This window comes from Clostridium sp. Marseille-Q2269, assembly GCF_943736985.1.
Taxonomy (GTDB): Bacteria; Bacillota; Clostridia; order Clostridiales; family Clostridiaceae; genus Clostridium_F.
In genome coordinates this window covers 158,261-185,050 of sequence record NZ_CALSFS010000001.1, presented here as the reverse complement: position 1 = coordinate 185,050, position 26,790 = coordinate 158,261, and the positions used below count along the sequence as shown (strand labels likewise).

The following is a 26,790-nucleotide window of genomic DNA, read 5'->3' as shown; positions in this document are numbered from 1 at the left end:
ACATTTGCAATAAATATATATTTGTTAAATTATAATGAAAAACAATAGCTGGAATAATGTTTAAAATCAATAGACTATAAAATAAAGTTATAAATAATATAAAACATTTAATTTGTGGAATGATTAATATATATATAATATTTATATTCTCAAATTGAAAAAATAATGTATTAGATTATGAAAGATAAATACTTATTCTATTTAAATTAGGTTCAATTATTATATATTATAATATGGTATTTATTGGAATTTACCATAATGTACTATTCTTATTAATAAATTCTTATTAATAGAAATAGAATTGCTAAAATAAATATTATATATGTAAACTAAATTATAAAGTGTTAATATTATATAGTATGAATAATTTAAAGGTGGGATAGTATATATGATGTCCATGCCTATTTATTTAAATAAGATGCTAATACAGGATTTATATTCTATTTTAATAAATGGCTATTTACAAAGTACAAGTATAAAATATATTACAGATAGAACAGACTCTGTTAGATTACAAAAAGAGCTGGAGAAAAATTTCAGAAATGAAAATACGTACTCTAAAAAGAAAAATAAATTTCATAATAGAGAAAAAAGTATATGCAATAAAGATAAAGAAAGATTATCAATGAAAAGTGATTGTATAAGTGATGAATCTAGTATTATGGGAAGTTTAGATGGAAAAAACACTAATATAAAAGAATTTGGAGTTACTAAAATATATACTACTTTTCATTTGTTTTATAATTTAAAGAATATGATGATGAATGAAAATATGATAAAACAAATAACGGAACAAGATATTGTAAATAATAATATAAAATGTGGAGATTATGTGGAATTTGAAGGAAATATGGATAGCTCCTGTATAGTTTCACAATTAGATTCTTTAATAAACACTATAGAGTGCTATGATATTAATAAATTAAACAATTTAATTTTAGAAAACACTAAAAATAATATTAACTCTATAAATAATATTAACTCTATAAATAATATTAACTCTATAAATAATTATACAGTTATATTAAAAGAACTAAAAATTTTAAATGAAAATTTAAAGAAATATAATACTAGAGATATGGTGGTGAGGCTTAAAAATTGTAGTGGAGTATTAAGTTTAAACATAAATAATTTTTCAGAAGAAAGTCCATATATGTATGATGCAGCATATTGTAATTGCAAAATTCTATGCAAAGTACTTAGAGTGGCAGAAAACAAAAATAAAATAGATCTACTTAGAAAAACAGGCATGAGTAATTATTACAATAAGTTATTGACTACAATGACTCCATATTTAAACCTATTAAATAATAATGATATTTTAACGTTTGATAATATTAAGACTACTATAGAAGGGCCAGCTATTCAAGGTATACCCATTGCTATATATGTATAGCGAATATGAAATTATATAAAAAGTATAAATGCTATGTTGTATAAGAATGGAATTTTACATTAAAAAGATTAGTAGGGGTACTTATCAATTTTATTTATAAAGAGTAATTAGAGCTAACAGAAAGCTTATAAAAGCTTAAATGTTAGCTTTAATTATTAAAGTTGATAAATTATGAACTATAAACTTATCTTTAAAAAATGTGGATTAATGTATTTCATAGAAGTTTTAATTGGTATATTTAAATCATTAAAAGTATGTTGAGATATTAAAGGTTCTCCATTATTAAAAGAGGTAATTATTGCAGAATGAAATATGCGATGATTGGTATCTTCAAAGAATACTAAATCACCAATTTCTAGATCACTTTTGTTATAAATCTCTAAACCTTTTGCTCCAAAAGAATTTTTTTCTTGATTTATTTTTAAATAATAATATAAAGAATGAGCTACGGCCCAACAAATTGACCAAGTATCATCCATAATATTTATAGTATTTTTAGAATTGTACCACCATGGATATTCTCTATTATAATTCATTGGAGCTCCACCAGCCAATAGGCATTGAGAAATAAAATTAGTACAATCGCCAATTATTGTCTTTAATAGAGAAATACCTGTATTTAGGATTAGGATTTAGAGCATAAGTTACAGCATAATCTACAGCCTTTCGTCTTAAATATCTATTTTCACTTTTCATTATTAAAGTCATTATAGTTTTAAACCTCATTAAATGATTATAATTAATATGATATGCTATTTTAATTGTTGTAGTGAACGGTATTGAAATTTATAATAATATACCTAAATATTTAAGAATAAAATTTTACAAATATTAATATATTTTTTATTTTATACAAAGAATTATATTTACTATTAATTATAGGGGTGTTCATAATTATAATAAAATAGTATAATAATCAAGGGAAAAGTGTATGTGATGGTTATAAATATAGAAATTATAATAAAGGGAGAATAATATGAAGAAAAGTGCCATAGAAAAAATGAAAGAATTAATAGAAAAAAATAAGAAGAAATCTCTACAGAATAATTCTAATTTAAGAGCTCAAAAGAATATTGGAGGAAGTAGAAAAGCTATCAGAAATAAAAAGTCTGGTGGTCTATTTGATAAATAGATAATACATAGATTTATATTGTGGAGGTTACTAAAGATGAGTTGTTACTTTAATAATAAACCTTATGTTTTAGTTTTTGGAGCATCAGTTGTTGATATTTTTGGATTTAGTTGCTGTGATTATAGAACTCATAATTCCAATCCTGGGAAAATAAAAATATCCTTTGGTGGAGTTTGTAGAAATATAGCAGAAAACCTATCAAAAGTTGGAGTTAATACTAGATTTATATCTATATTAGGGGAAGATAAAAATGGTAAATGCATGCTGGAGCATTCTAGAAAAATAGGTTATGATATGGAAGATTCTCTTATATTAAAGGGCGGTACTACGCCTACTTATATGGCCATATTAGATCAAAATGGAGAAATGGTTTCAGCAGTAGCTGATATGAAAAGTATTGATAAAATGAATTGTGAATTTATAGATTCAAAGGAACATATAATAGAAAAATCTGAATATACTGTTTTGGATTCGGATAATCCCAAAATAATGGAATATATATTAAAGAAGTTTAAAGGTAGAACAAGGTTTATATTGGATCCTGTGTCTGCTGAAAAAGCTAAGAATATAAAGTATTTAATAAAATACTTTCATACTATAAAACCAAATATACATGAAGCTGAAGTTCTATCTGGATTCAAAATAGAGAGTATGGAAGATTTAAAAAAAGCAGGACAATATTTTATATCATTAGGTGTAGAAAATGTGTTTATAAGCTTAGACTCAGAGGGTATATATTATAAAAATAAAACTGAAGAAGGAAAAATAAAAGCTCATGATGTAACAGTTAAAAATGTTACAGGTGCTGGAGATGCTTTTGTAGCTGGTATAGCATATGGATATATGAATAAATTATCTTTAAAAGAAACTGTGAAATTTTCTATATCCATGGCTAATCTGACTATAGAACATGAAGAAACTATAAATCCAGATTTGAGTTATGAAATTGTAAAAAACAACATAAAGAGCATTGAATGGTCTCAAGAAATTTTATAATTAAATTATAGCTATATAATTTAACTACATATTAGATATTTAAGATAAATTTTATTTTAAATATAAAAAACTATGAATTAATAGATTCTGGTTCTATAATTCATAGTTTTTTGTGCCTAAGTTTTAAAATATAAATATATAATGTTGATATAAATAATATATAACAGATGATAAATTTATATTGAAATAGAAATTATGATTTATAATGTAAAAAACACTAGTTGAAGTAACATACTGTTTTTTTTATTAGTTTTCAGTGTGTGTAAATATACGTAATTATTACAAAATTTTCTACAAGAAAAGGATTACCTTAAATTAAATGACATTTTATAACTAATATAAATAATTGTTTTGCAATTATTTTAAAATAATTAATCTATTGTAAAGATTTATAAGAAAAACACCGAATAATATAGTGGATATAATAAGTATATTTTATAGGAGGAATAATAAATGAAATTTAAGACAATGAGAGGAAAAATGCTTACTTATTTTCTGTCGATTTTTTTAGTGATTTTTATTGTAATATCATTTACTACATATTTTATGTGTAAAAAAATGATAGAAAATAAAGCTTCAAGTCTTATGCTAGAAGTAAGCAGGCAGGTGTCTAAAAGTATAGAGGAAAGTATGAATAGCAAAATAGAATCTTTAGAGACATTATCTAGCAATTCTATTATAAAAGATAATAAGATATCTTTTGATAAAAAGAAGGCCATTTTACAAGATGAAATTAAATTACATGGACATATAAAAATGGGAATAGCAGATAAGAAAGGTAATTCTATTCAAACGGATGGTAGTAAAGTAAGTATAAAAGATAGACCTTATTTTAAACAGGCAATGAAAGGAAAGACTTCTATATCTGAACCCATAGTAAGCAAGGTTGATGGAAGAGTAGTTATAGTTTATGCAGTACCAATTAAGAATGGAGAAAATACTGTAGGAGCTCTTACAGCTATAAGAGATGGAAATGATATAAGTAATATTTCAAATAGCATAAAAGTAGGACAATCTGGAGGAGCTTATATGATAGATGATACTGGAACAGTTATAGCTCATCAAAATAAGGAATCTGTTATTAAAAGTGAGAACAGTATGAGAGATTCTGAGAAAAATCCTGAATTAAAACCTATTGCAAATATAGAAAAGGCTATGACTGAAGGTAAGGAAGGTATCGGACAATATAAATATAAAGGAGCTGAAAAATATATAAGTTATAGTCCAATGAAAAGTACGGGATGGTCTGTAGCTATATATGCGCCTAAATCTGAAGTCCTAAAAGAAGTATCACAGATTACAAGAAATATAATTATATTAGCTATTTTAGGAATAGGAATAGCTTTAGTTTGTATATGGATTGTTTCTACACAAATATCAAATAAATTAATGGCTATGAGAGATAGTTTAAATATAGTAGCTACAGGAGACTTAACAAATAATATAGATAGCGATATGGAAAAAGAAAAGGATGAGTTAGGGCACATGGCAAGAGCTTTATCTAAAACAGTTATTTCTATAGGTGGTATGATAAAGAGCTTAAAGGGAAGTTCCTTCAATATAGATGATAAAGCAAATAACTTAGCAGCTATATCAGAAGAATTTACAGCTACTACAGAAAACGTATCAACAGCTATACAGGAGGTAGCTAGTGGAGCATCTAATCAAGCAGAAGCTTTAGCAGAAATAGTATCTATGCTAAATGATTTCAGTGAAAAGATAAATTCTACAGTAAATAATATAAAAGAAATAGACATAATATCTAAGGAAATAGATAGTAAAGCTAATGTTAGTAACAAAGATATGAAAGAACTTTTAAATTCTATAGAAATATTAACTAATGTATTTGAAGATTTTGAAACAAAAATATTTACAATGGAATCTAATGTACAAAAGATTAATGAAATAACTAATCTTATAAATGATATAGCAGAAAAAACTAATCTTTTAGCGTTAAATGCTGCTATAGAAGCTGCAAGGGCAGGAGAATCAGGAAAAGGATTTGCAGTGGTAGCAGATGAAATAAGAAAGCTTGCTGAAATGAGTAGAAAGTCCTCAGAGGATATATACAAGATAGTAAACGGTGTTTTAGATAACACTACAGATATGGTTAGAAGCTCAAAAGAAGTAAATGAAAAATTAAACGGTCAAAAATCTAATGCAGATGAAGCTATGAATTCTTTCATGGAAATATCAGAAGCTGTAACAAATATGATACCTAAAATAATGAATATAAATGATTCAGCTAATACTATAGAAAAGAATAAAAATGAAATTTTAAATAAATCAGAGACTATAGCATCTATATCACAGGAAATATCAGCTTCAGCAGAAGAAATATCTGCATCTTCTGAAGAAATGAGTGCATCATCAGGAGAAGTAGCTAATACAGCTCAAAGCTTAAATGAAATGACTCAAGGGATGTTAAATGAAATGAATAAATTTAAAGTGGAATAAAATTATTAATAAAAAACACTATCATTCTTAACAGTTGATAGTGTTTTTTATTATATTTATTTACAAGGTTTCATTAATTATTATTTACTTTCTAAATATTCATCATAAGTAAGTTTTTTATCAATGAATTTTGTAGATGATACTTCTATAATTCTATTAGCTATTGTTTGTATAAATTGGTGATCATGAGAAGTGAATAATAGGTTACTCTTATAATCCATTAGACCATTGTTTAGTGCAGTTATAGATTCTAAATCCAGGTGATTGGTAGGTTGATCTAATATAAGAACATTAGCATTGTTAAGCATCATTTTTGATAGCATACATCGAACCTTTTCTCCACCAGATAAAACCTTAACTTCTTTTAAAGCTTCTTCACCAGAAAACAGCATTCTTCCTAGGAATCCACGTAGATAGCTTTCAGATTTTTCTTCTGAATATTGTCTTAACCAATCCACTAAATTTAAATTTACATCATTAAAGTATTCAGAATTATCCTTTGGAAAATAAGCTGTTGTTATAGTTATACCCCATTTAAATTTACCATTATCTGGTTCTAACTCACCAGATAGTATTTTAAATAAGGTACTTATAGATAATTCGTCTCCTACAAAAGCTATTTTATCATCTTTACCTATTATGAAACTTATATCATCTAATACTTTTATTCCATCTATTGCTTTAGTCAAACCTTCTACTCTTAATATATCATTACCAACTTCTCTTTCAGGCTTAAAGGCTATGTAAGGATATCTTCTGCTAGATGGTTGTATGTCATCTAACTCAATTTTATCTAATAATTTTTTACGAGAAGTAGCTTGCTTAGATTTAGAAGCATTAGCACTAAAACGAGCAATAAATTCTTGAAGTTCTTTTATTTTTTCTTCTTTTTTCTTATTTTGATCTTTAGTCATTTGAAGAACTAATTGACTAGATTCATACCAAAAATCATAGTTTCCTACATATAATTTAATTTTAACAAAATCAACATCTGCCATATGAGTACATACTTTATTTAAGAAGTATCTATCATGGGATACTACGATAACTGTTCCTTCAAAATTTATCAAGAATTCTTCAAGCCAATTAATAGATTTTATATCTAAATGGTTAGTAGGCTCATCCAGTATAAGAACTCCAGGGTTTCCAAATAAAGCTTGAGCAAGTAATACTTTTACCTTTTCACTACCGGATAGATCTTTCATATCTTTTTCGTGAAGTTCTGTTCCTATACCTAAACCTTGTAGTAGTGAAGAAGCTTCAGCTTCAGCTTCCCAACCATTTAATTCTGCGAATTCTCCCTCTAGTTCAGAAGCTTTTATTCCATCTTCGTCTGTAAAAGGCGTTTTAGCATATATAGCATCCTTTTCTTTCATTATTTCATAAAGTCTTTCATTACCCATTATTACTGTTTCTAAAACAGGAAATTCATCATATTTAAAGTGATCTTGTTTTAAAATAGACATTCTAACACCAGGTTTTATGGAAACATCCCCAGTATTTGCATCTATTTCTCCAGATAAAATTTTTAAAAAAGTACTTTTACCTGCACCATTTGCACCTATAACACCGTAGCAATTGCCAGGTGTGAATTTAATATTTACATCTTCAAAAAGTTTTTTATCCCCGTATCTTAAACTTAAATTTGTTACTGTAATCAAGCTTATACCATCCTTTACTAAAATTTATGTTCTCGCGACATTATACCATAAAATAGCCTATTTAAAAAGAATTTATTTATTAATACTTAGAAAATTTCAAAGAAGTATTTTATAGAACTTAATATATAAGTATTTTATTATTATACATATAATTAAATAAGTATTTTATTATCTTGTCAAATTATAGTAATATTATAATTGAGAATTATAAGAGGGTAGGTGAAATTTTGCTTTAATAATTAGCTGTTTTATAGTTATATTATAATTAAACCTAATATAAGCACTAATAATAGTTATAATTATAAAGAGCTAGTTTAAGGTAAAACAATTAAAATGATAAATAAAAATGAAATTTCTAGACTTAAAGGTGAGGGTTTTTTGGCTCAGAAACAGGAGGGTTATTTTTCTGTAAGAATATTAAGTACAGCAGGCAATTTTACATCCAAACAAATTGTGAAATTGGCAGAGATAGCAGATAATTATGGAAAAGGATATTTAGGTGTAACTACACGATTAGCTACAGAAATACCATGGATTAAGTATGAAGATATAGAAGCAGTTAAAAAGGAAATAACATGTAATAATATGATCCATGGAGGTACTGGTAAAAAAGTAAGACCTTTAGTAGCCTGCAAGGGTACTGTTTGTATTCATGGATTGTACGATACACAAAAACTTTGTTCTAAACTTCACGATAAATACTTTGGTTATGAATTGCCATCAAAATTTAAAATAGCTTTAGTAGGATGTCCTAATAATTGTGCTAAAGCATCTATAAATGATATAGGAATTATGGGACAAGCACATGTAGAGCTTAATAAAGAAAAGTGTAAATCATGTGGTATATGTACTAAATTCTGTAGACAAAAAGCTATTAGTATAAAGAATGATGAATTAATATATAAAAAAGATTTATGTGTAAATTGCGGAGAATGTGCTAAGGTCTGTCCTTTTAAAGCTATGAGTATTAAGAGACAAGGATTGCAAATATTCTTAGGAGGAAGATTTGGTAGAGAACATAGAATAGGAAATAAATTGACAGGATTATTTAAAGAAGAAGAAATACCAGATCTGGTACAGAAAATTTTTAATGTGTATAGTGACATGGCAAACCCAGGGGAAAGATTAGCCAAAATGGTAGAAAGAGTTGGCTTTAAGAAGATAGAAGAGGCTATATTAAAATAAAGATAGATATAGGATTATTTCCTATATCTATCTTTATTTTAATATATCAACAAAACATATTTTTTATAATACTAATAAAATCTTTGTTTCAATATTTTAGTAATTACTAATTATTTAGTCTATATAATTATCTATTATAGTCACTAATTCACCAATATCTGGCTTGCTCAGCTGCTCATCAGCTCCTACAGAAGCTCCTTTATGCTTTAAATCTTTAGTAATCAAAGAAGAAAATATTATAACAGGAAGTTTCTTTAGTATTGGATGTTCTTTTATTTTTCTTGTAAGAGTATGACCATCCATTTGAGGCATTTCTATATCTGTAATAAGAATCTGAACATCTTCTGTAAAATTCTCACCTTTTTTGTCTGCTAATTCAAGCAATGAATCTAATGTTTGCTTTCCATCATCAAATATAGTTAGTTTTTTAAATCCAGCTTTGTTAAGTGTATCTTTCAAAAGTTTTCTTACTAAGGAAGAATCATCAGCTAAAAACACCTTAATATGAGATCTATCTTTATAATCTACATTAACTATTTTTTCTTCACTTATACCTGTACTTGGATTTATATCTGTAACTATTTTTTCAAAATCTAATAATAGTATGATTTTATCATTTAATAGTATATTTCCTATAACTAACGGATTAGCAGATATATCATCTGGCTTTAATATTTTTTCCCAGCCTATTCTATGAATAGCTACTATTTCATCTATTTTAAAAGCTACATTAACCATATTAAATTCACATATAATTGTCTTAAATTTCCCTTTTGAAGAGCTTTTTTGACCTAATATATAGGAAAGGTCTATTAGTGGAAGAATTTTTTCCCTACATAAAATTAGCCCTTCTATGGCAGGATCGCTTTGAGGTACCTTAGTTACGCTATCTACTTCTATTACTTCCTTTACTTTTATAACATTGATAGCATAATGCTTATCATTAACTAAAAATTCTATTATTTCTACTTCTCCTGTACCAGATTCTAATAATATATTAGATTCCATTTTATTACCCCACTTTCTGGATTATAGCAAAATCATTATATTTTACTTATAGAATATTTCGTTTATAAAAAAAATTACTTTATATTTCATTTTCTATAATAAATTTAATTACTTTATACTATATTAATTATAATATAAAATAGTAATTTTATCTAATATATTAAATCCATTACTTTCTTGACAAAATCATATACTGAGTTTAAACTTATATAAGTTTTTAATGATAAATATATTTAGATATATTAATATAAAGGAGAATCTTATGAGTAATTCATTTCATGCATTAAATTTAAATGGCAAATTGACTGAAGGATTAAAAAGACTAAATATAAATATACCTACAGAAATCCAACAAAAAGCTATACCATTAGCTATTGAAAATAAAGATATAATAGCACAATCAGAAACAGGTACTGGAAAAACTTTAGCTTATTTATTGCCTATATTTGAAAAAATAAATACAGAGAATAAAGAAATGCAAGCTATTATATTGGCTCCCACTCATGAATTAGCTATGCAAATAAATAATGAAATAAAAAATATAAGTTCAAGTTCAAACATAAGTTTAAAATCTATGGCCATAATAGGAGAGGTAAATATAAAAAGGCAGATTGAAAAATTAAAGGAAAAGCCACACATTATTGTAGGCTCTCCAGGAAGAATATTAGAGCTTATAAAAAAGAGAAAAATAACTGCTCATACAGTTAAAACTATAGTCATAGATGAGGGAGATAGGCTTTTAGACAAAAATAACGTAAAAGTAGTTAAGGATGTAATAAAAACAACATTAAGAGAGAGGCAACTTATGCTATTTTCTGCTACAATAAATGAATCTACTTTAAATGTTGCAAAGGATCTAATGAAGGATCCTAAAGTAGTAAAAGTTAAAGAAAAAAATACTGTAAATGAAAATATTAAGCATTTATGTATTGTTGGTGAGCATAGAGAAAGAATTGAAACTCTAAGAAAGCTTATAGCAGCAACTAACCCTAAAAAAGCAATTGTATTTATAAATAAAAATGAAGAAATAGAATTAACTACATTAAAACTTCAATATCATAACATTAAAGCCTATGGAATATATGGCTCTGCTGAAAAGGAACAAAGGAAGAAAGCATTAGAAGATTTTAAATTAGGGAAGATTCAGATACTAGTTTCATCGGATTTATCAGCTAGAGGCCTTGATATAGAAGATGTGAATTATATATTTAATTTAGATTTACCTGAAAATCCTAAAGAATATTTACATAGAGTAGGGAGAACGGGAAGAGCTTCTAACAAAGGGACTGCTATTTCTATAGTAACAGAAAAGGAAAAAACATTAATAAAAAAATATGAAAGAGAATTTAATATTAATATAGAAGAAAAACAATTGTATAAAGGAAAACTTATTAGTGGCAAAAAAGAAAATTTTCATCCACAAAATAGGAAGAATAAATTTGTTTCAATTAATAAAAATAAGAAAAATAATTCCATTAGTAAATCTAAGAATAAAAATAAAAGGAATTAAAGCAACAGAGGGATTTTAAAATAAAATTCCTCTGTTGCTTTAATTCCTAAAAAATATAGATAGATTAATAAATTAGAGATATGATATAAAAAAATATAGAGGTGGTTTCATAAACAATTATTAAAGTATATTAAGTATAAAATAATATATATTTATATAAACTATAGATAGACTGTAATAAAATAATTAAAAACACAAGAATTATATGCTATAATATATAAGTTATACTTATAAAGGAAAATAAATTTAGTTGAAATTATAGATTATATAAATATTTTAATGATTTGCAAAATTATTATCTTAACTAAGTAGGATTAAATTTAAAAATAAAGAAGGTGCATTATGATAAAATTAGGAGAAATACAAAGTCTAGAAATAATAAGAGAGGCCCCTATGGGAGTATATTTAAATTCTAAAGAGGATAAAAGCGAAAATGACATACTATTACCTGGAAAACAAGTGCCTAAAGAAGCTAAAGTAGGGGATGAGGTAGAAGTATTTGTTTATAGAGACTCAGAAGACAGACTGATAGCTACCATAAATAAGCCTAAGATAACTATTGGAGAAATTGCTCCGTTGAAGGTTATAGAAAAAACAAAAATGGGAGCTTTTTTAGATTGGGGATTAGAAAGAGATTTATTTCTGCCTTTTAAAGAGCAGACTTATCCTATACAAGAAGAAAAAGAATGTTTGGTTTATTTATATATAGATAAAAGTGATAGATTATGTGCTAGCATGAATGTATACAGGGTGTTAAGCACAGAATCTCCTTATAAAGAAAATGACGAGATTAAAGGGTTTATATACGATATAAAGAGAGACCTAGGAGCTTTTGTTGCTGTAGATAACGAGTATCATGGACTTATACCTAAGAATGAATTATACGGAAAGTTTAGATATGGAGATAAAGTTGAGGCTAGAGTAACTAAAGTTAAAGAAGATGGAAAACTAGATTTAAGCATTAGAAAAAAAGCATATAAACAAATGGATGAGGATGCAGATGTTATTTTAGAAAAATTAAATTCTAATGGAGGAAAGCTTTATTTAAACGATAATAGTAATCCAATAGCCATAAAACAACTTTTAAATATGAGTAAAAATGCATTTAAAAGGTCAGTAGGAAGGCTTTTAAAAGAAGGTAAAATAGAATTTATTGAAAATGGTATTAAGCTTAAATAAAAGATAAAGCATCTACTATATTGGACATAGCCAAGGGTAGATGCTTTTATTTAATTAATCTAATCTATGTTAATGTTAAACTTAATAAGTAACACATTTGACTAAATACATTTACTTAAGAATATGAATATGGAAATATATGCAATAAAATAAATAATTATATTAAATAAAATGAGGTTAAAGCTATGAATGAATTAAGTTTTAAAAATTATGAATTAAGTGACGAAATACTAAGATCACTAGGACAATTAGGCTACAAAAATCCGTCGGAAGTTCAAAAGCAAGTTATACCACTAATATTAAATGACAAGGATATTATAGTAAAATCAGAAACTGGTAGCGGGAAGACTGCGGCCTTTGGTATACCTGTTTGCGAAAAACTAGAGTTAGAAGAAAAGGACCCTCAAGTATTAGTTCTTACGCCCACTAGAGAATTGGCTCTTCAAATTAAGGAGGAAATATCCAGCATAGGGTTATATAAAAGACTAAGATGTACAGCCATTTTTGGTAAACAACCCATGAGTCTTCAAAAGAGAGCATTAAAACAAAGAGTGCATTTAGTTGTAGGCACTCCTGGTAGAATATTAGATCATATAGAAAAAGAAAACTTAAATTTAAAAAATATAAAATATTTTATCTTGGATGAAGCAGATGAAATGCTTAATATGGGATTTATAGATCAGGTGGAAACTGTTATAAAAAAATTGCCTAAGGATAGAGTAACTATGCTATTTTCTGCTACTATACCAGATACAATAGAAAATTTGTGTAAAAAGTATATGAAGAATCCAGAAAAAATTAATATAAATCCAGAAAATATGATTACAACAACCATAAATCAATCTTATTATGAGGTAGAGGGAAAAAACAAGTTGTCTCTTTTGCAAAAAATAATATATAAAGAAGTGGTAGATAATTCTATTATATTTTGTAATACAAGAGAAAAGGTAGATGAAGTCTTAAAAAATATGAAAAAAAAAGGTTTTAATGCTATTGGGTTACATGGTGGAATGGAACAAAAGGATAGATTAGAAACTATGAAAAAATTTAAACAAGGACAATTTCAGTTTTTAGTATGCACAGATGTAGCATCTAGAGGTATTCATGTACAAGATATAAGTCACGTTATAAACTATGAAATGCCATATGAAAAAGAAAGCTATGTTCATAGAATAGGACGAACAGGAAGAGCTGGAAAAGAAGGAGTGGCCATAACATTCATAGAGCCTAATAAAATTAGATTTTTAAAAGATATAGAAGATTATATAGAAAAAGAAATAACTAAAAAGAAAGAACCTTCTGTAGAAGAAGTAGGTAAGGGTAAAAAAATATTTGAAGAAAATATTAAGAATAGGATTAAAATAAAGGCTCCAAAAGTTAACAATAATCAAAAGGGCATTACTAAAATATATATAAGCGCAGGAAGAAAGAAAAAGATTAGAGCAGGAGACATTGTAGGTGCTATAACTAGTATAGAAGGTGTTAATGTAGACAATATAGGTATAATAGACATACAAGATAATCATTCTTATGTGGATATATTAGAAGGGAAGGGAGCTATAGTACTTAAGTATAGTGAAGATATGAAAATAAAAGGGAAAAAAGTTAAAATTCAGAAAGCATTAAAATAGATATAGTATTCTTAATACTGTAGAAGTGTTAATGAGTGATAGCAATAGGGAGAGTTGTAATGTACATTCGAAAGAAAATAATATAGATATATCAAAACCAGGAATATATACTTATATAGGCACTGTAGAGGGATATAATGGTGAGGTTAAATTAACGCTAAAGGTAAATGGAGAAATTCCTTATGGCATGGGTAATTCATCAGGTAATATATTAAATAAGGGATTTATTGCAAAGGATAATGAGTATATATACTGTGTGAATAAAGAAAATGGGAACGGTAAAATATATAGAAATAAGATAAATGGAGCGGAAGATAAACAACTTTCTAGCAATTCTGCTGATTTTTTAAATATATATGGAGAATATATATACTATGTAAGTAATGGAGATTTATGTAGAATAAAAAAAGATGGTAGTGAAGAGAAAATAATCAAATCCGCTGCTCCATCTTATATGACTATATATAATGACTTTATATATTATTTTGATAAAAGTCAGGGTGGTATATATAAAATAAAAATAGATGGATCCGCTTATAGTCAAGTAGTATCAGGCGGTAAATGGAGAGCAGATTCTCAGTTTATCGTTTCAGGAGAGTTTATATATTATTCAAATTATGAAGATAATTCATCTATATATAAAATTAGAACAGATGGTTCTAGCAAAATAAAATTAAACACTCTTTCTTGCAGTCAAATGAATATAATAGGAAAGTATATATACTATATTTCTAATGGAAATCTGTACACAATCTGTATAGATGGAAGTGATAATAAATTATTATATTCAGGTAATATATCAAATATAAACGGATATGGCAATAATATATACTATGTAGACAATAATGATAACAATGCATTATATAAGATAAATTTAGATGGTAGTTATAGAATTAAACTAAGTAAAAAATCAATTAACTATATAAATATCTTAGATGGTGAAATTTATTATAATACTTTGGATAACCAAGAGAAGATATATAAGCTTTATTTAGAATAGTTATAAATTAATGTAACGTTTATTAAATATAAAAAAGGGAGTTAAGAATTTTTAAATATAAAAAATTCTACTCTCTTTTCTCTTTTTATATTTAATAATAAAGCTTAAAATCAATTAATTTTTATATTAAAAATAAAATAGTTACCGGAATAAATATTATGTAAATATACTTAAAGTAAAAATAATAAAATATGCAAAATAATTAATAATTGAAGATTTTCTTATATATTTATTAATATTGATTTTTTAAATACTTTTCCGTAGATTTGATATTAATTTTTGATATAATAATTTTTATAGACACATATATATTTATATAAGAGAACTGTGGAGGATTTTATGAGAAAGATGATGACTGTATTTACAAAAATACTATTATTGTTATTATTAGGTTTTAGTATTTTTATAATATTTAATTTAGTAAGTTTAACTAGAAATCAAGAAAGATTTATACCAGATAATGCAATGAATGTGTATATCAGAGCTGCAGATGAAATTAGCCAAGGTAAGTTGCAAATTAATTGGAAATATATAGCCGCTTTAGATGTGGTTAAAAATAAAGAAGATTTTTCTAAAACTAATATAAGTAATTCAAAAATATTAGGAAATAAATTTTTAGAGATAACAAATGATAGAAAATTTAAAAATACTAACTATAGACTGTTGAGTTTAGATGAAGTCATAAATAAAATGAGACTTAATAAAGATGAAAAAAGAAGGCTTATAAATATTTACGTAGATTAAATGATGTATCTCCTATAACACCTGATAAATATAAGAATAAATTTATAAATGAATTAACACCTGTAGCCAAGCAACTATATAATGATTATGGAATTTTGCCATCTATAACTATAGGCCAAGCTATTTTAGAATCAGATTGGGGAAGATCAGAGCTTAGTAAAAAGGGGAATAATTTATTTGGAATTAAGGCTACACCTTCTTGGAAAGGGAAGGTGCTGAATATGGAAACTTCAGAAAACTATAATGATGAAATAAAAGATAATTTTAGACAGTATAAATCTAAAGATGAGTCTATAAGAGATTATGCTAATTTTTTACTTAACAATAAAAGATATAAAGAAAATAAAGTTTTTAGATCTACAGAATATAAAACACAAGCTAAAGCTATAGAAAAGGCAGGATATAGTACTAAAAAAGATAAGAAAGGTAATTTATTATATAGTAATTTGCTTGGAAAGATTATAAGGGAATATAATTTGCAATTAATAGATAGTAATACTCAAGAGGATTTAAGTGAATTATAAGCAATTAATTAATTTTAGTTGCTTATTTCTTTATTTATAGTAGTATTAACATAATATTTATTATGTTAATACTACTATAAAGTAAACTAAAAAATATAGCATTAATAATTAATTTAGTGCTATAAATACAATAAAAAAATATAAAACTCTCTATTAATAATATAATTATCATAATACAGAGTTTCATATGTAAAATTTAATAAAAACATTTTAAAATTAAAACAAATCAATAGATAGAAAATATATTTTATATTAAATTAAATGTTCTAAGCTCCAATATTTGTTGGAGGAGTGAAAACTCTTGTAGCTAGTTCATCATCTAGCATATATAGTACTGCTGGATTAGATTCTGATCTTCTTAATTTTCTAATTATAGTATTAAAGTTGTTTTCTTCTTCTACTTGTTCATCTATAAACCATTTTAAAAGACTTATAGTAGCATGTTCTTTTTCTTCTGTAGCAATGTCAGTTAAATTGTATACTCTATTTGTAACTATTTTTTCATGATTAAACCCATCTTCAAAACATTCTAGTATAGTTTTATATTCAACTTTAGGTTGATCTATTTTTTCAAGTATTATTCTTCCGCCCATTTGGTTTACATAGTCATAAAATTTCATAGCGTGGAATATCTCTTCTTGAGCTTGAATCCTAAAAAAATTAGCAAATCCAGCCAAATCTTCTGATTCAGCATAAGAAGCCATTGCTAAGTAAGTATAAGATGAGTAGAATTCAAAGTTTATTTGATCATTTAAAGCTTTTAGTAATTTTTCGCTTAACATAAAATTTCCTCCTATAAATAAATTTAGTAATTAACAAATATATCTATTATAATTATTACTATAATGTGCAAGTTTTAATCTTATATACCAATTATATATTAATATAATCAGTGAATCAACAAATAGAGCTATAATTCAACAAATATATGCAAAAAACTTAAGTATATTTAGTAAAGTTATATTGTAATGAATTCAAGTGTTTTTATTATAAAAAGGCTATTGCAATAACAAAATTATTATGCATCTATAAAAAGCTTAGATCATATCTTTATATGAAAACTTAAGAGATGAATGGAATAGAAGATCAAAGAAAAGCTATAACAGAAGCAATTTGTAAGTCTAAACTTATTAAACAAAAATCAGCACTTATAAATCTAAATAAGTGCTGATTTTTGTTTAATAAGTTATATTTAATATATGTTTCTTAAAGGCATATTAAAATAATATGTGAGCTATTAAAGTAATAATAGGGAGAGTTACTAGAGTTCTTTCTAGGAATATAATAATTAGATCTTTTAATTTAACGGGTATTTTAGATCCTAATAAAAGCCCTCCTACTTCAGACATATATATTAATTGAGTAACTGAAAGGCAAGCTATTATAAATCTTGTCATTTCGTTTGGTATAGTGGCTGCAATAACTGAAGGTAAAAACATATCTGCAAAGCCAACTACAATAGTTTGTGATGCTAAAGCGGCTTCTGGTATTCTTAATAAATTTAACAATGGGATAAAAGGAAGACCTAGCCATTTAAATAGAGGAGTATATTCGGCTAATATAAGTGCTGATGTTCCCATGGCCATAACTACTGGTGTTACACCTAAAAGCATATCTAATACATTTTGTGAGCCTTGTTTGAAAAAATTAAGTACATCATTATTACTTCCAGCTTTAGTAACAGCTCTTTCAAGTCCAAATGTGAAAGGAGTATAACCTTCTGGAAGAACTTCTATATTATTTCCGTCTCCTCCAGTTACATATCTATCTGGCTTTCTTGAAAGTGGGGGTATTCTAGGTATTAATATAGCTGCTATTATACCAGATAAACAAACTGTTAAATAAAATGGTACGAACATATGTGCAAGCTTAACTTGAGAAATTACAACTAAACTAAATGTTATAGAGACTGCTGAAAAAGTTGTACCTATAACTGCGGCCTCTCTTTCACTATAGTAGCCTTGTTCATATTGCTTGCTAGTAAGCAGCACTCCTATAGTGCCATCTCCAAGCCAAGATGCGATACAATCTATAGAAGAACGTCCCGGCAAATTGAATATTGGTCTCATTACCTTAGTAAGTAATGCGCCTACAAATTCTAACAAACCAAAATCTAATAATAAAGGAAGCAACATTCCTGCAAATATAAATACTGAAAATAAAATTGGAAGTAGATCGTAAAGTACTAGTCCTCCTGTATTTTTAGACCATATCCATTCAGGTCCTACTTTAAAAAGTGCGGAAATGATAAATATGAAACCTAATACCCTGGCCAATAACCATATAGTAGATACATTAAATAAATTGTTAAAAAATTTGTTTTCTACAATAGATTTAGGTTTAAATATCTTAGTAATTGCTGTACCTATGAAAGTAATACATATAATAACTGACATAACTTGAGGTAATATGCTACCCAATGAAGCTAGTACAATTTTTGAAAGTACAGCAATAGGTATTGTTATTTCCCTATCATAAGAAATAGGTATTATGAATAGTATAATTCCTATTAAAGAAGGGAAAATAAATTTGAATAATTCATTAAATGAATATCCATTGTTTTTCTGATTTTCCAAAATGACATCCCCTTTACAATTTTAATCAATATCAGCTTAAATTATAATGTATAATTATAAAAAAATCAAGTAAGCTCAATGGATGCAAGCCATCTATTTCAACTTATAAAATGAATAATTAATATATTGTTGAATAATCATACACATATAAGTATTTTTATTATTGCAAAATATAGGGTGAAAGTTTTAAAGTTGTATTTTTCTGAAAATTTATACATTTGCTAAATTAATTATAAATTTACAAAAACTAAGTTAAATAATAAATTTATAATTTATATACAGTGTATCGAAATGCAACAAACATAAATATAATCTCAAGATATTCTATTTGTAATATCTTGAGATTAGAACACAAAATCATTTCCATTTTAGTGCTTGATGTATTGGTATAAATATTGCTAGTTATATAAATGGGGTTATTAATAGAATTTATTTATATGTTATATAATAATTTCCTTTTTAAATTAATATATTTTAAAGATTAAATATAAAAGTATATTAATGTGTATTTGATAAAGAGCAAATGCTCTTTATTTTTTTAAAATTTATTACATTAAATCATATATGAAATATATGCATTTAAAGTAAATAATAATCATAATTACCTATAGTTTTATATAATAATAAATCTAAAATTACACATACTTATAATACAAAACTTAATAAAGCATAAATAAAACAAAAGATAAATAAATAGGAGGTAATATTTATGTCAAACAAAAATTCTAATAATTTAGTAGTGCCACAAGCACAACAAGGATTAAACCAATTAAAAATGGAAGTTGCTAACGAAGTAGGAATAGCAAACTATGATACAATGGACAAAGGAAACTTAACTTCAAGACAAAATGGTTATGTAGGTGGAAACATGGTTAAAAAAATGGTTGAAGCTTACGAAAGAAATCTATAATCCAAATAATAAAATAAGTATATAAGATAAGTGTATAAGGAGGTAATATATCATGGCAAATAGAAATTCTAATAATTTAGTAGTACCAGAAGCACAAAAGGGATTAAATCAATTAAAAATGGAAGTTGCTAACGAAGTAGGAATAGCAAACTATGATGCTATGGATAAAGGAAATTTAACTTCCAGACAAAATGGATATGTAGGCGGAAACATGGTTAAAAAAATGGTTGAAGCTTATGAAAGAAACCTATAATAGTTAAAAATAATTATATTACACCAGACACATTAATATAGAACAAAGTAAAATTAATAAGAGGAATCATATAAAATTACTTTTTATATGATTCCTCTTCCATTTATTAATACTAATTTAAATTTTATATAAATTATAATACTTAGTTGCAACTTGAACAACTTGAACAACTTGAACAATTATTTTCTTCTGGCTGTATTACAGGAAGTATAGTAAATGCGTCTGTGCCATTTTCTTCTGAACATTGTAATGTGAATCCTCCAAACTGTGAAAAAAGATTTTTATCTACTAAAAATATTAATTCTCCAATAGGGGATAATAAATCTTCGCTAGTTTGTTCGCCTAAAGATATATTAAAAATCGGGCCTCCGCATCCATTACCATCTAGAAATATTCTAAATGTGTTTGAACCTATTTCGTTTTTTTCTATAAATTTTTTAAATTCTTTATAAGCTAAATCGCTCATTTTTATTGGCATCATATAAACATCTCCTTTAATGTATATAAAATGAAAGTAATAAATAGATTTTCATATAATTATATTGGATATAATAATATAATAATATTATAAATTATAATATTTTTCAATATACAAACATGTATATAAATAAAATTTACATTGAATGTTAGATATATAGAATTTCTTTTCCTTGTTTTGACACTTTCTAAATGTATTGAATAATTTATGTTTATAATATATTCAATTTTATGGTTCATTTTATAAAAGTAATAAATAATAATTTAATATCATATAAATATGTAATGATTTGATATTAATAAATAATTCTATATGTTATCATTATTATAAATAATTACCAATAAGAATTTAGTTATGTATACAATAAATCTAAAATAATATTATATAAAAATAAAATTAATTATAAGTATAATTTAGTGTAGAATAAAATATAATTCTTTATTATACAAATAAATGCATTATTCGTTTTAAATTAAAACCATGGTAAAAAATGCAATAATATGTTTCCACAATAAAAATACTATATTGTGAATTAAAATCAAATTCATAATTGATACCAAATTTTTACACATGTTGTTGAAAAACTAAATTGTATAGATATATAATTATAAACAAAAATATTCAAAATAATTGATAATATATATCAATTGATATGAAATTATAAAATAGAGTAGGGTTTTATAGAGATCAAAGAATTCGTTAAGTTTAGTTTTCGTTCATATTATTGTTCTACATGGGACAATCTTATAAGCCCAGGCTTAAAGTTCAGTTCATTCATAAGTATATTATGTATAAAGCATTTAATATATAATATGTACATAAATATATTAATAAAAAAGAAGGATTTTCACCCCTTTTTATAGAATATTATATTCGCGAAGTATAAATTTCGCGAAGTTGTTGTTATTTTTAGGATAAGGAGGTACATATTTTCAATGAAATATAATATTCAACAATTATATAATTCAAATTTTCCACAAAGATTAAATGATTTTTTAAATTATCTTAGGACAATAAAAGGAAAATCTGAAAATACAATTGAAAGTTACAAATTAGATTTAATTATGTTTTTTAGATTTTTAAAATTATATAAAAATATGATTTCTGGAGAAACAGATTTTAATGACATAGAAATAAAAGATATAGATGATAACATTATTAAGAATATATCTTTATCTGATTTGTTTGCATTCATATCGTTCGTCGAAAACTATAGAAATAATGGCAGTTATGCTAAAGCTAGGAAGGTAGCTACTTTGAAATCATTTTTTAGATTTTTACAAGGAAAAGTTAAAATTATAAATGAGAATCCTGCACTAGAACTAGAAAGTCCTAAAATAAGCAAAAGAAATCCTGTATATTTAACATTAGATGAAAGCAAAAGACTTTTATCAGTTATAGATGGAAGGTTTAAAGAACGAGATACATGTATAATAACTATGTTTTTAAATTGCGGTTTAAGACTTTCAGAACTATGTGGTATAAATATATCTAATATTAAAAATGATGTGTTAACTGTTATAGGTAAAGGAAATAAAGAAAGAACTGTATATCTTAATAAAGCTTGCATCAATACTTTAAATAATTATTTAATAGCAAGAAAAGATATGGGAGAAAAAATAATAGATAAAGATGCTCTGTTTTTAAGTAAAAATTATACAAGGATAAATAAAAGGTCTGTAGAAATGTTAGTAAAAAAATATTTAAAAAAAGCATGTTTAGATACAGAGAAATATTCTCCTCATAAATTAAGGCATACAGCTGCTACATTAATGTATAAGTATGGAGATGTTGATATAAGGAGCTTGCAAATGATATTAGGACATGAAAATATATCTACTACTCAAATTTATACTCATGTAGATAATGATAGATTAAGAGAGGCAATTAAATCTAATCCTTTGAGTGATGAATAAATAAAATTCATTATCATTTATTAAATGATAATGAATTTCACTTGAATTTATTTATCTTCTCTGATTTTTATAAGTCCTGGGAACTCTTCATAAGCTACTTTTTTTAATCTAGATTCATCCTCTATAAGTTCACCTAATCCATCTACATCATCTATGTACTCTATTTGTACTCCATCTATATTTTCTATTGCATATAGTCCCTGCTCCTTAAAATCTTCATCATAATCCTTTAATAACTCTGATTCATTTAAAAAATCATTTTTTATATCTTCTTCTAACTGTTTTGAACTTTCTAATTCTTCCTCATCTTCTTTTAGAACTTTTTCTAGATCATCTTTATTTACAAAATTTTTATCTTCTTTTATATCATCAATCTGTATAGCATTAGTATCTATTCCCTCTCTCTGTAAACATTCTCCACAATTATCACATTTTTTATTGGAGTCTAAATCACAGACTTCGCATTGTCCGCAGTTAGTACATTTTTTAGTATAATCAAAAATACAAGTTTCTCTGTTCATATATTTACACTCTACCTTTCTTTATGGCATATTATTATAAATTATAAACTGATTATATTATTGGCGTTTTTTAACATTATTATAATGTTATTTGCTTAATAAAAATATACAAGATACTATTTATATAAATAGTATTATATATAAATTATAATAAGCTAACATCCCTTATAGAATGTCCTTACTATTATAACAAAAATATAGTTTCTGCGCATTATAAAAAAATATTTACCTTTATACATATATATTATAATTTATTTGAACATAAGTTTGCAGCTTTCCATTTTTATGGTATAATTTAAGTATTATTTAAGTAATGAGGTGTGATTATGAATAAAGGCAGAATTGATAAACAAAATGAAGTTTATAATTTTATAAAATTACAGATTAAAGAAAAGGGCTATCCTCCTTCTGTAAGAGAAATTTGTAGAGCTGTAGGTTTAAGTTCCACTTCATCAGTACATTTTCATCTTAAAAGATTAGAAAAAGAAGGTTTAATAAAGAGAGATAGCAGCAAAACTAGAGCAATAGAAATTGTTGATCCTACCTCAAAAAAAGAAGTTATAAATGTTCCTATTATTGGAACTATAACTGCAGGTAATCCTATTTTAGCCATAGAAAATATAGAAGATATATTTCCATTACCTATTGATTATGTTAAAAATACAAAAGATTTATTTATGTTGAAAGTATCTGGAGAAAGTATGATAGAAGCAGGGATATTAGATGGAGATCTAGCTATTATTGAAAAAACCGATTCTGCTAATAATGGAGATATTGTGGTTGCTTTAATAGATAATGAAGCTACCTTAAAAAGATTTTTTAAGGAAAGTTCCTATATAAGACTTCAACCGGAAAATAAAAGTATGAAACCTATAATTTTAGATGACTGTAAGATTATTGGAAGATTAGTAGGTATCTATAGAAAATACTAATGACACTTACAATATAATAAATTAGATATGCTATAAATAATTTTCACATATGTTTATTAATAAAAGATGCACAAAAGATTAAATACTTCTGTGCATCTTTTAAACCCGTAAAAAGTTATTATTTTAATATTTTAGATAAAGATATTAGAATACCTATTTTAGCGTGATCGAAAGTAAGACCACCTTGTAGATATGCTATAAATGGCTCTCTTATAGGAGCATCTGCAGATAGTTCTATAGAAGAACCTTGAATAAATGCCCCTGCTGCCATAATTACTTGATCTTTATACCCTGGCATATCCCATGGTTCACAAGAAACAAAGGAATCTACTGGAGAACCTTGTTGGATTCCCTTACAAAAATTTATGAGTTTTTCTTTATCATTAAATTTAATAGCTTGAATTATGTCGCTTCTGTCATCATTATACTTTGGTAGTACATCAAATCCTGCTAATTCCATTATTCTTGAGCAAAATACAGCTCCTTTAACAGCCTCCATAGCTATATGTGGAGCTAAAAACAAACCTTGATACATTTGTCTAACTACTCCAAATGTAGAACCACATTCTCCTCCTATACCAGGAGTAGTTAATCTATAAGCAGCTTGAGTTACATATTTTTCTTTACCAGCTATATATCCTCCTGTAGGGGCTATTCCACCACCTATATTTTTAATTAAAGATCCTGCAACTAGATCGGCTCCTACATCTGTTGGCTCTTTAGTATCTATAAATTCACCATAACAGTTATCTACAAAACATATAATATTTTTTCTTATAGATTTTATAAAACTAATCAACTTTTCTATTTCACATATAAGAAGAGCTTTTCTCCAACCGTATCCTGTAGAACGTTGAATATGTACAAGTTTTATTGAAGTATCTTCTTTTAAAACTTTTTCTATTTCTTTGTAATTTATAGTACCATCTTCTTTTAAATTTATTTGCTTATATTTAACATCAAAATCTTTTAAAGAACCTATGTTTGCTGTCCCTTCTATACCTATTATATTATGTAATGTGTCATATGGTTTTCCACATACAGATAACATAGTATCTTTAGGTCTCAAATTTCCAAACAAAGCAGCTCCAATAGCATGAGTACCATTTACAAAATGGGGTCTTACTAAAGCACTCTCTGTGTTAAACACTCTAGAATAAACTCTATCCAAAGTATCTCTTCCTATATCTCCGTAACCGTAACCGGTGGAATTTGTAAAGTGGGATTCACTAACTCTCTCTTCTTGAAGTGCATTTAAAACTTTTAGTTGATTAAATTCTCTTATTTCATCATATTTTTCAAATTGATCTTTAATATCTTGTACAGTTTTTTCATATAAATCTAAAGTCTTAGGATCTATATCATATATATATTTAAGAGTATCTTTTGTTATATGTAGCATTTTTGTTTCCATCCTCCTCTATATGTAAACAACATAATAAATATGTAGTATTATCTAACATTGTATATATTAACATATAAAAAAAGAATAGGCAATTGACCTATTCTCTATCTTTATAATTATCCCCATTAGGATTTTGTACAAATAACAATGGTTTTGCTGGGTTAATTGTAGATATAGCATGTTTATATATCATCATTTGTTTTCCGTCTGAATCTAATATTACTGTAAAATTATCAAAACCTTTAACAAATCCCTTTAATTGAAATCCGTTGGTTAAATATATGGTAACAGGGATTCTATTTTTTCGAGCACCATTTAAAAATATATCTTGTAGATTATTAACAACTTTAGTCATATAACCTTTCCCTCCTAAAAAATTACAAATAATTAGAGACTTATTCTTATATAGTTCTATAAATAAATTAAAAATCCTTTTAATTTTATTTATATCTTACCATTTTTATAATTTCATCCACAATGTCCTCTTCATAGCTATAATTATCTTTATCTATCCATATAGCTCTTTTATCTTTTCGAAACCAAGTAAGTTGTCTTTTAGCATAATTTCGGCTTCCTTTTTTTATTAAATAAATAGCTTCATCTAGTGTAATATTCCCCTTTAAATAAAATAAAATTTCTTTATACCCGATACCTTTCATGGATTGCATATCTGGAGTATAGCCCATAGAATCTAATTTTTGTACTTCTTCAATTAGACCCTTATCCATCATTAGATCAACTCTTTTGTTAATTCTTTCGTAGAGTACAGTTCTATTCATATTTAAAACAAAATAGTCTACATTGTATGGAATATCATATAATTTTTTTTCATTTTCTTTTGTATATTCACTTATAGATTTACCTGTAATTTTATATACTTCTAATGCTCTAACAACTCTTTTCAAATCGTTAGGATATAGTTTATTATAAGATTCCTCATCTATATCTTTTAATAAGTTATGAACATATTCTCTACCTTTATCTTCAGCCAGCTTAGTAAGATATTCTCTATAATTATCATCCCTATCAGCATCTGTAAAATCATAATTATAAATTAAAGAATTTATATACAAACCTGTACCGCCTGCTATTATAGGAAGTTTACCTCTCCTCCATATATCTTTTATAGCGTTCCCTGCTAAAGATTTAAATGAAGCCACATTGAATTCTTCGTGTGGCTCAACCACATCTATAAGATGATGCCTTATACCTTTCATTTCTTCTTTTGTTATTTTAGCTGATCCTATATCCATATATTTATAAATTTGCATAGAATCAGCTGATATTATTTCTCCATTTAACTTTTGTGCAAGTTTTATAGATATATCTGTTTTCCCTACGGCTGTAGGACCTGCAAGTATTAATAAGTGTATCAT

At 25.8% G+C, this 26,790-nt stretch carries 22 protein-coding genes and 2 pseudogenes; 14 read left to right on the top strand and 10 right to left on the bottom strand.

What is annotated here, in order from left to right; translation table 11 throughout:
- The first annotated feature begins 388 nt into the window (after positions 1-388).
- The gene (locus NGI68_RS00795; RefSeq protein ID WP_353505336.1) at positions 389-1,396 is read left to right on the top strand and encodes a DUF6414 family protein; all 1,008 of its coding nucleotides are present in this window, start codon (positions 389-391) and stop codon (positions 1,394-1,396) included.
- A 176-nt stretch (positions 1,397-1,572) separates the two neighbouring features.
- Here the strand turns inward: NGI68_RS00795 and NGI68_RS00790 are convergent.
- Positions 1,573-2,104 (bottom strand): annotated as a pseudogene (locus tag NGI68_RS00790) (amidase domain-containing protein).
- Positions 2,105-2,372: 268 nt separating this feature from the next.
- Between NGI68_RS00790 and NGI68_RS00785 the strand changes: the two are divergent.
- The 3 genes from NGI68_RS00785 to NGI68_RS00775 all read left to right on the top strand — a co-directional run bounded on the left by NGI68_RS00785 (position 2,373) and on the right by NGI68_RS00775 (position 5,981).
- Positions 2,373-2,528, top strand: a complete 156-nt coding sequence (locus tag NGI68_RS00785; RefSeq protein ID WP_251859576.1) for a hypothetical protein — start codon at positions 2,373-2,375, stop codon at positions 2,526-2,528.
- Between the two features lie 36 nt (positions 2,529-2,564).
- A complete protein-coding gene (locus NGI68_RS00780) occupies positions 2,565-3,524 on the top strand; it encodes a carbohydrate kinase family protein (RefSeq protein WP_251859575.1) in 960 nt (319 codons plus the stop codon).
- Positions 3,525-3,977: 453 nt separating this feature from the next.
- Entirely contained in the window at positions 3,978-5,981 is a 2,004-nt protein-coding gene (locus NGI68_RS00775; protein ID WP_251859574.1) for a methyl-accepting chemotaxis protein, read from the top strand.
- Positions 5,982-6,061: 80 nt separating this feature from the next.
- Here the strand turns inward: NGI68_RS00775 and NGI68_RS00770 are convergent, their stop codons facing one another.
- The gene (locus NGI68_RS00770) at positions 6,062-7,642 is read right to left on the bottom strand and encodes an ABC-F family ATP-binding cassette domain-containing protein (RefSeq protein ID WP_251859573.1); all 1,581 of its coding nucleotides are present in this window, start codon (positions 7,640-7,642) and stop codon (positions 6,062-6,064) included.
- A gap of 327 nt (positions 7,643-7,969) precedes the next feature.
- Between NGI68_RS00770 and NGI68_RS00765 the strand changes: the two genes are divergently transcribed.
- On the top strand, positions 7,970-8,827 hold the full coding sequence (locus tag NGI68_RS00765) for a ferredoxin-like domain-containing protein (RefSeq protein WP_251860180.1): 858 nt from the start codon (positions 7,970-7,972) through the stop codon (positions 8,825-8,827).
- 114 nt (positions 8,828-8,941) lie between these two features.
- On the opposite strand, the gene NGI68_RS00760 is transcribed toward NGI68_RS00765, so the two are convergent.
- Positions 8,942-9,835: a chemotaxis protein gene (locus tag NGI68_RS00760; protein WP_251859572.1), complete on the bottom strand. Its 894-nt coding sequence runs from the start codon at positions 9,833-9,835 to the stop codon at positions 8,942-8,944.
- Positions 9,836-10,097: 262 nt separating this feature from the next.
- Between NGI68_RS00760 and NGI68_RS00755 the strand changes: the two genes are divergently transcribed.
- The 5 genes and pseudogenes from NGI68_RS00755 to NGI68_RS17195 all read left to right on the top strand — a co-directional run bounded on the left by NGI68_RS00755 (position 10,098) and on the right by NGI68_RS17195 (position 16,423).
- Positions 10,098-11,345 carry a DEAD/DEAH box helicase gene (locus NGI68_RS00755; RefSeq protein ID WP_251859571.1) on the top strand — a complete coding sequence of 416 codons (1,248 nt, stop codon included), beginning with the start codon at positions 10,098-10,100 and terminating at the stop codon, positions 11,343-11,345.
- Between the two features lie 342 nt (positions 11,346-11,687).
- Positions 11,688-12,524, top strand: a complete 837-nt coding sequence (locus tag NGI68_RS00750; protein WP_251859570.1) for a CvfB family protein — start codon at positions 11,688-11,690, stop codon at positions 12,522-12,524.
- A gap of 185 nt (positions 12,525-12,709) precedes the next feature.
- A complete protein-coding gene (locus tag NGI68_RS00745) occupies positions 12,710-14,155 on the top strand; it encodes a DEAD/DEAH box helicase (protein ID WP_251859569.1) in 1,446 nt (481 codons plus the stop codon).
- Positions 14,156-14,180: 25 nt separating this feature from the next.
- Complete coding sequence (locus NGI68_RS00740; RefSeq protein ID WP_502799367.1) at positions 14,181-15,155, top strand: DUF5050 domain-containing protein; 975 nt, start codon at positions 14,181-14,183, stop codon at positions 15,153-15,155.
- A 339-nt stretch (positions 15,156-15,494) separates the two neighbouring features.
- Positions 15,495-16,423: pseudogene (locus NGI68_RS17195) on the top strand (glycoside hydrolase family 73 protein).
- Between the two features lie 266 nt (positions 16,424-16,689).
- On the opposite strand, the gene NGI68_RS00725 reads toward NGI68_RS17195, so the two are convergent.
- Positions 16,690-17,205 (bottom strand): ferritin, encoded by a 516-nt coding sequence (locus NGI68_RS00725; RefSeq protein WP_251859565.1) that lies wholly within the window; start codon positions 17,203-17,205, stop codon positions 16,690-16,692.
- A gap of 435 nt (positions 17,206-17,640) precedes the next feature.
- The gene (locus NGI68_RS00720; RefSeq protein WP_251859564.1) at positions 17,641-18,999 is read right to left on the bottom strand and encodes a YjiH family protein; all 1,359 of its coding nucleotides are present in this window, start codon (positions 18,997-18,999) and stop codon (positions 17,641-17,643) included.
- A gap of 709 nt (positions 19,000-19,708) precedes the next feature.
- Here NGI68_RS00720 and NGI68_RS00715 point away from each other — a divergent pair.
- Both NGI68_RS00715 and NGI68_RS00710 read left to right on the top strand, forming a co-directional pair.
- Positions 19,709-19,909 carry an alpha/beta-type small acid-soluble spore protein gene (locus NGI68_RS00715; RefSeq protein WP_251859563.1) on the top strand — a complete coding sequence of 67 codons (201 nt, stop codon included), beginning with the start codon at positions 19,709-19,711 and terminating at the stop codon, positions 19,907-19,909.
- Positions 19,910-19,961: 52 nt separating this feature from the next.
- On the top strand, positions 19,962-20,162 hold the full coding sequence (locus NGI68_RS00710) for an alpha/beta-type small acid-soluble spore protein (RefSeq protein WP_251859562.1): 201 nt from the start codon (positions 19,962-19,964) through the stop codon (positions 20,160-20,162).
- 142 nt (positions 20,163-20,304) lie between these two features.
- Here NGI68_RS00710 and NGI68_RS00705 read toward each other — a convergent pair whose 3' ends face one another.
- Positions 20,305-20,643, bottom strand: a complete 339-nt coding sequence (locus tag NGI68_RS00705; RefSeq protein ID WP_251859561.1) for a HesB-like protein — start codon at positions 20,641-20,643, stop codon at positions 20,305-20,307.
- Between the two features lie 932 nt (positions 20,644-21,575).
- Between NGI68_RS00705 and NGI68_RS00700 the strand changes: the two genes are divergently transcribed.
- Positions 21,576-22,556, top strand: coding sequence for a tyrosine recombinase XerC (locus tag NGI68_RS00700; protein ID WP_251859560.1), 981 nt, complete (start codon positions 21,576-21,578; stop codon positions 22,554-22,556).
- Positions 22,557-22,603: 47 nt separating this feature from the next.
- On the opposite strand, the gene NGI68_RS00695 is transcribed toward NGI68_RS00700, so the two are convergent.
- Positions 22,604-23,077 (bottom strand): hypothetical protein, encoded by a 474-nt coding sequence (locus NGI68_RS00695; protein ID WP_251859559.1) that lies wholly within the window; start codon positions 23,075-23,077, stop codon positions 22,604-22,606.
- Between the two features lie 326 nt (positions 23,078-23,403).
- Here NGI68_RS00695 and lexA point away from each other — a divergent pair, with 326 nt between their 5' ends.
- On the top strand, positions 23,404-24,009 hold the full coding sequence (lexA, locus tag NGI68_RS00690; protein ID WP_251859558.1) for a transcriptional repressor LexA: 606 nt from the start codon (positions 23,404-23,406) through the stop codon (positions 24,007-24,009).
- 118 nt (positions 24,010-24,127) lie between these two features.
- Here lexA and NGI68_RS00685 read toward each other — a convergent pair whose 3' ends face one another.
- From NGI68_RS00685 to miaA, 3 genes are all read right to left on the bottom strand, one after another.
- A complete protein-coding gene (locus NGI68_RS00685) occupies positions 24,128-25,411 on the bottom strand; it encodes a methionine gamma-lyase family protein (protein WP_251860179.1) in 1,284 nt (427 codons plus the stop codon).
- 100 nt (positions 25,412-25,511) lie between these two features.
- Positions 25,512-25,769, bottom strand: a complete 258-nt coding sequence (gene hfq / locus NGI68_RS00680) for an RNA chaperone Hfq (protein ID WP_251859557.1) — start codon at positions 25,767-25,769, stop codon at positions 25,512-25,514.
- An 85-nt stretch (positions 25,770-25,854) separates the two neighbouring features.
- Positions 25,855-26,790, bottom strand: coding sequence for a tRNA (adenosine(37)-N6)-dimethylallyltransferase MiaA (gene miaA / locus NGI68_RS00675; protein WP_251859556.1), 936 nt, complete (start codon positions 26,788-26,790; stop codon positions 25,855-25,857).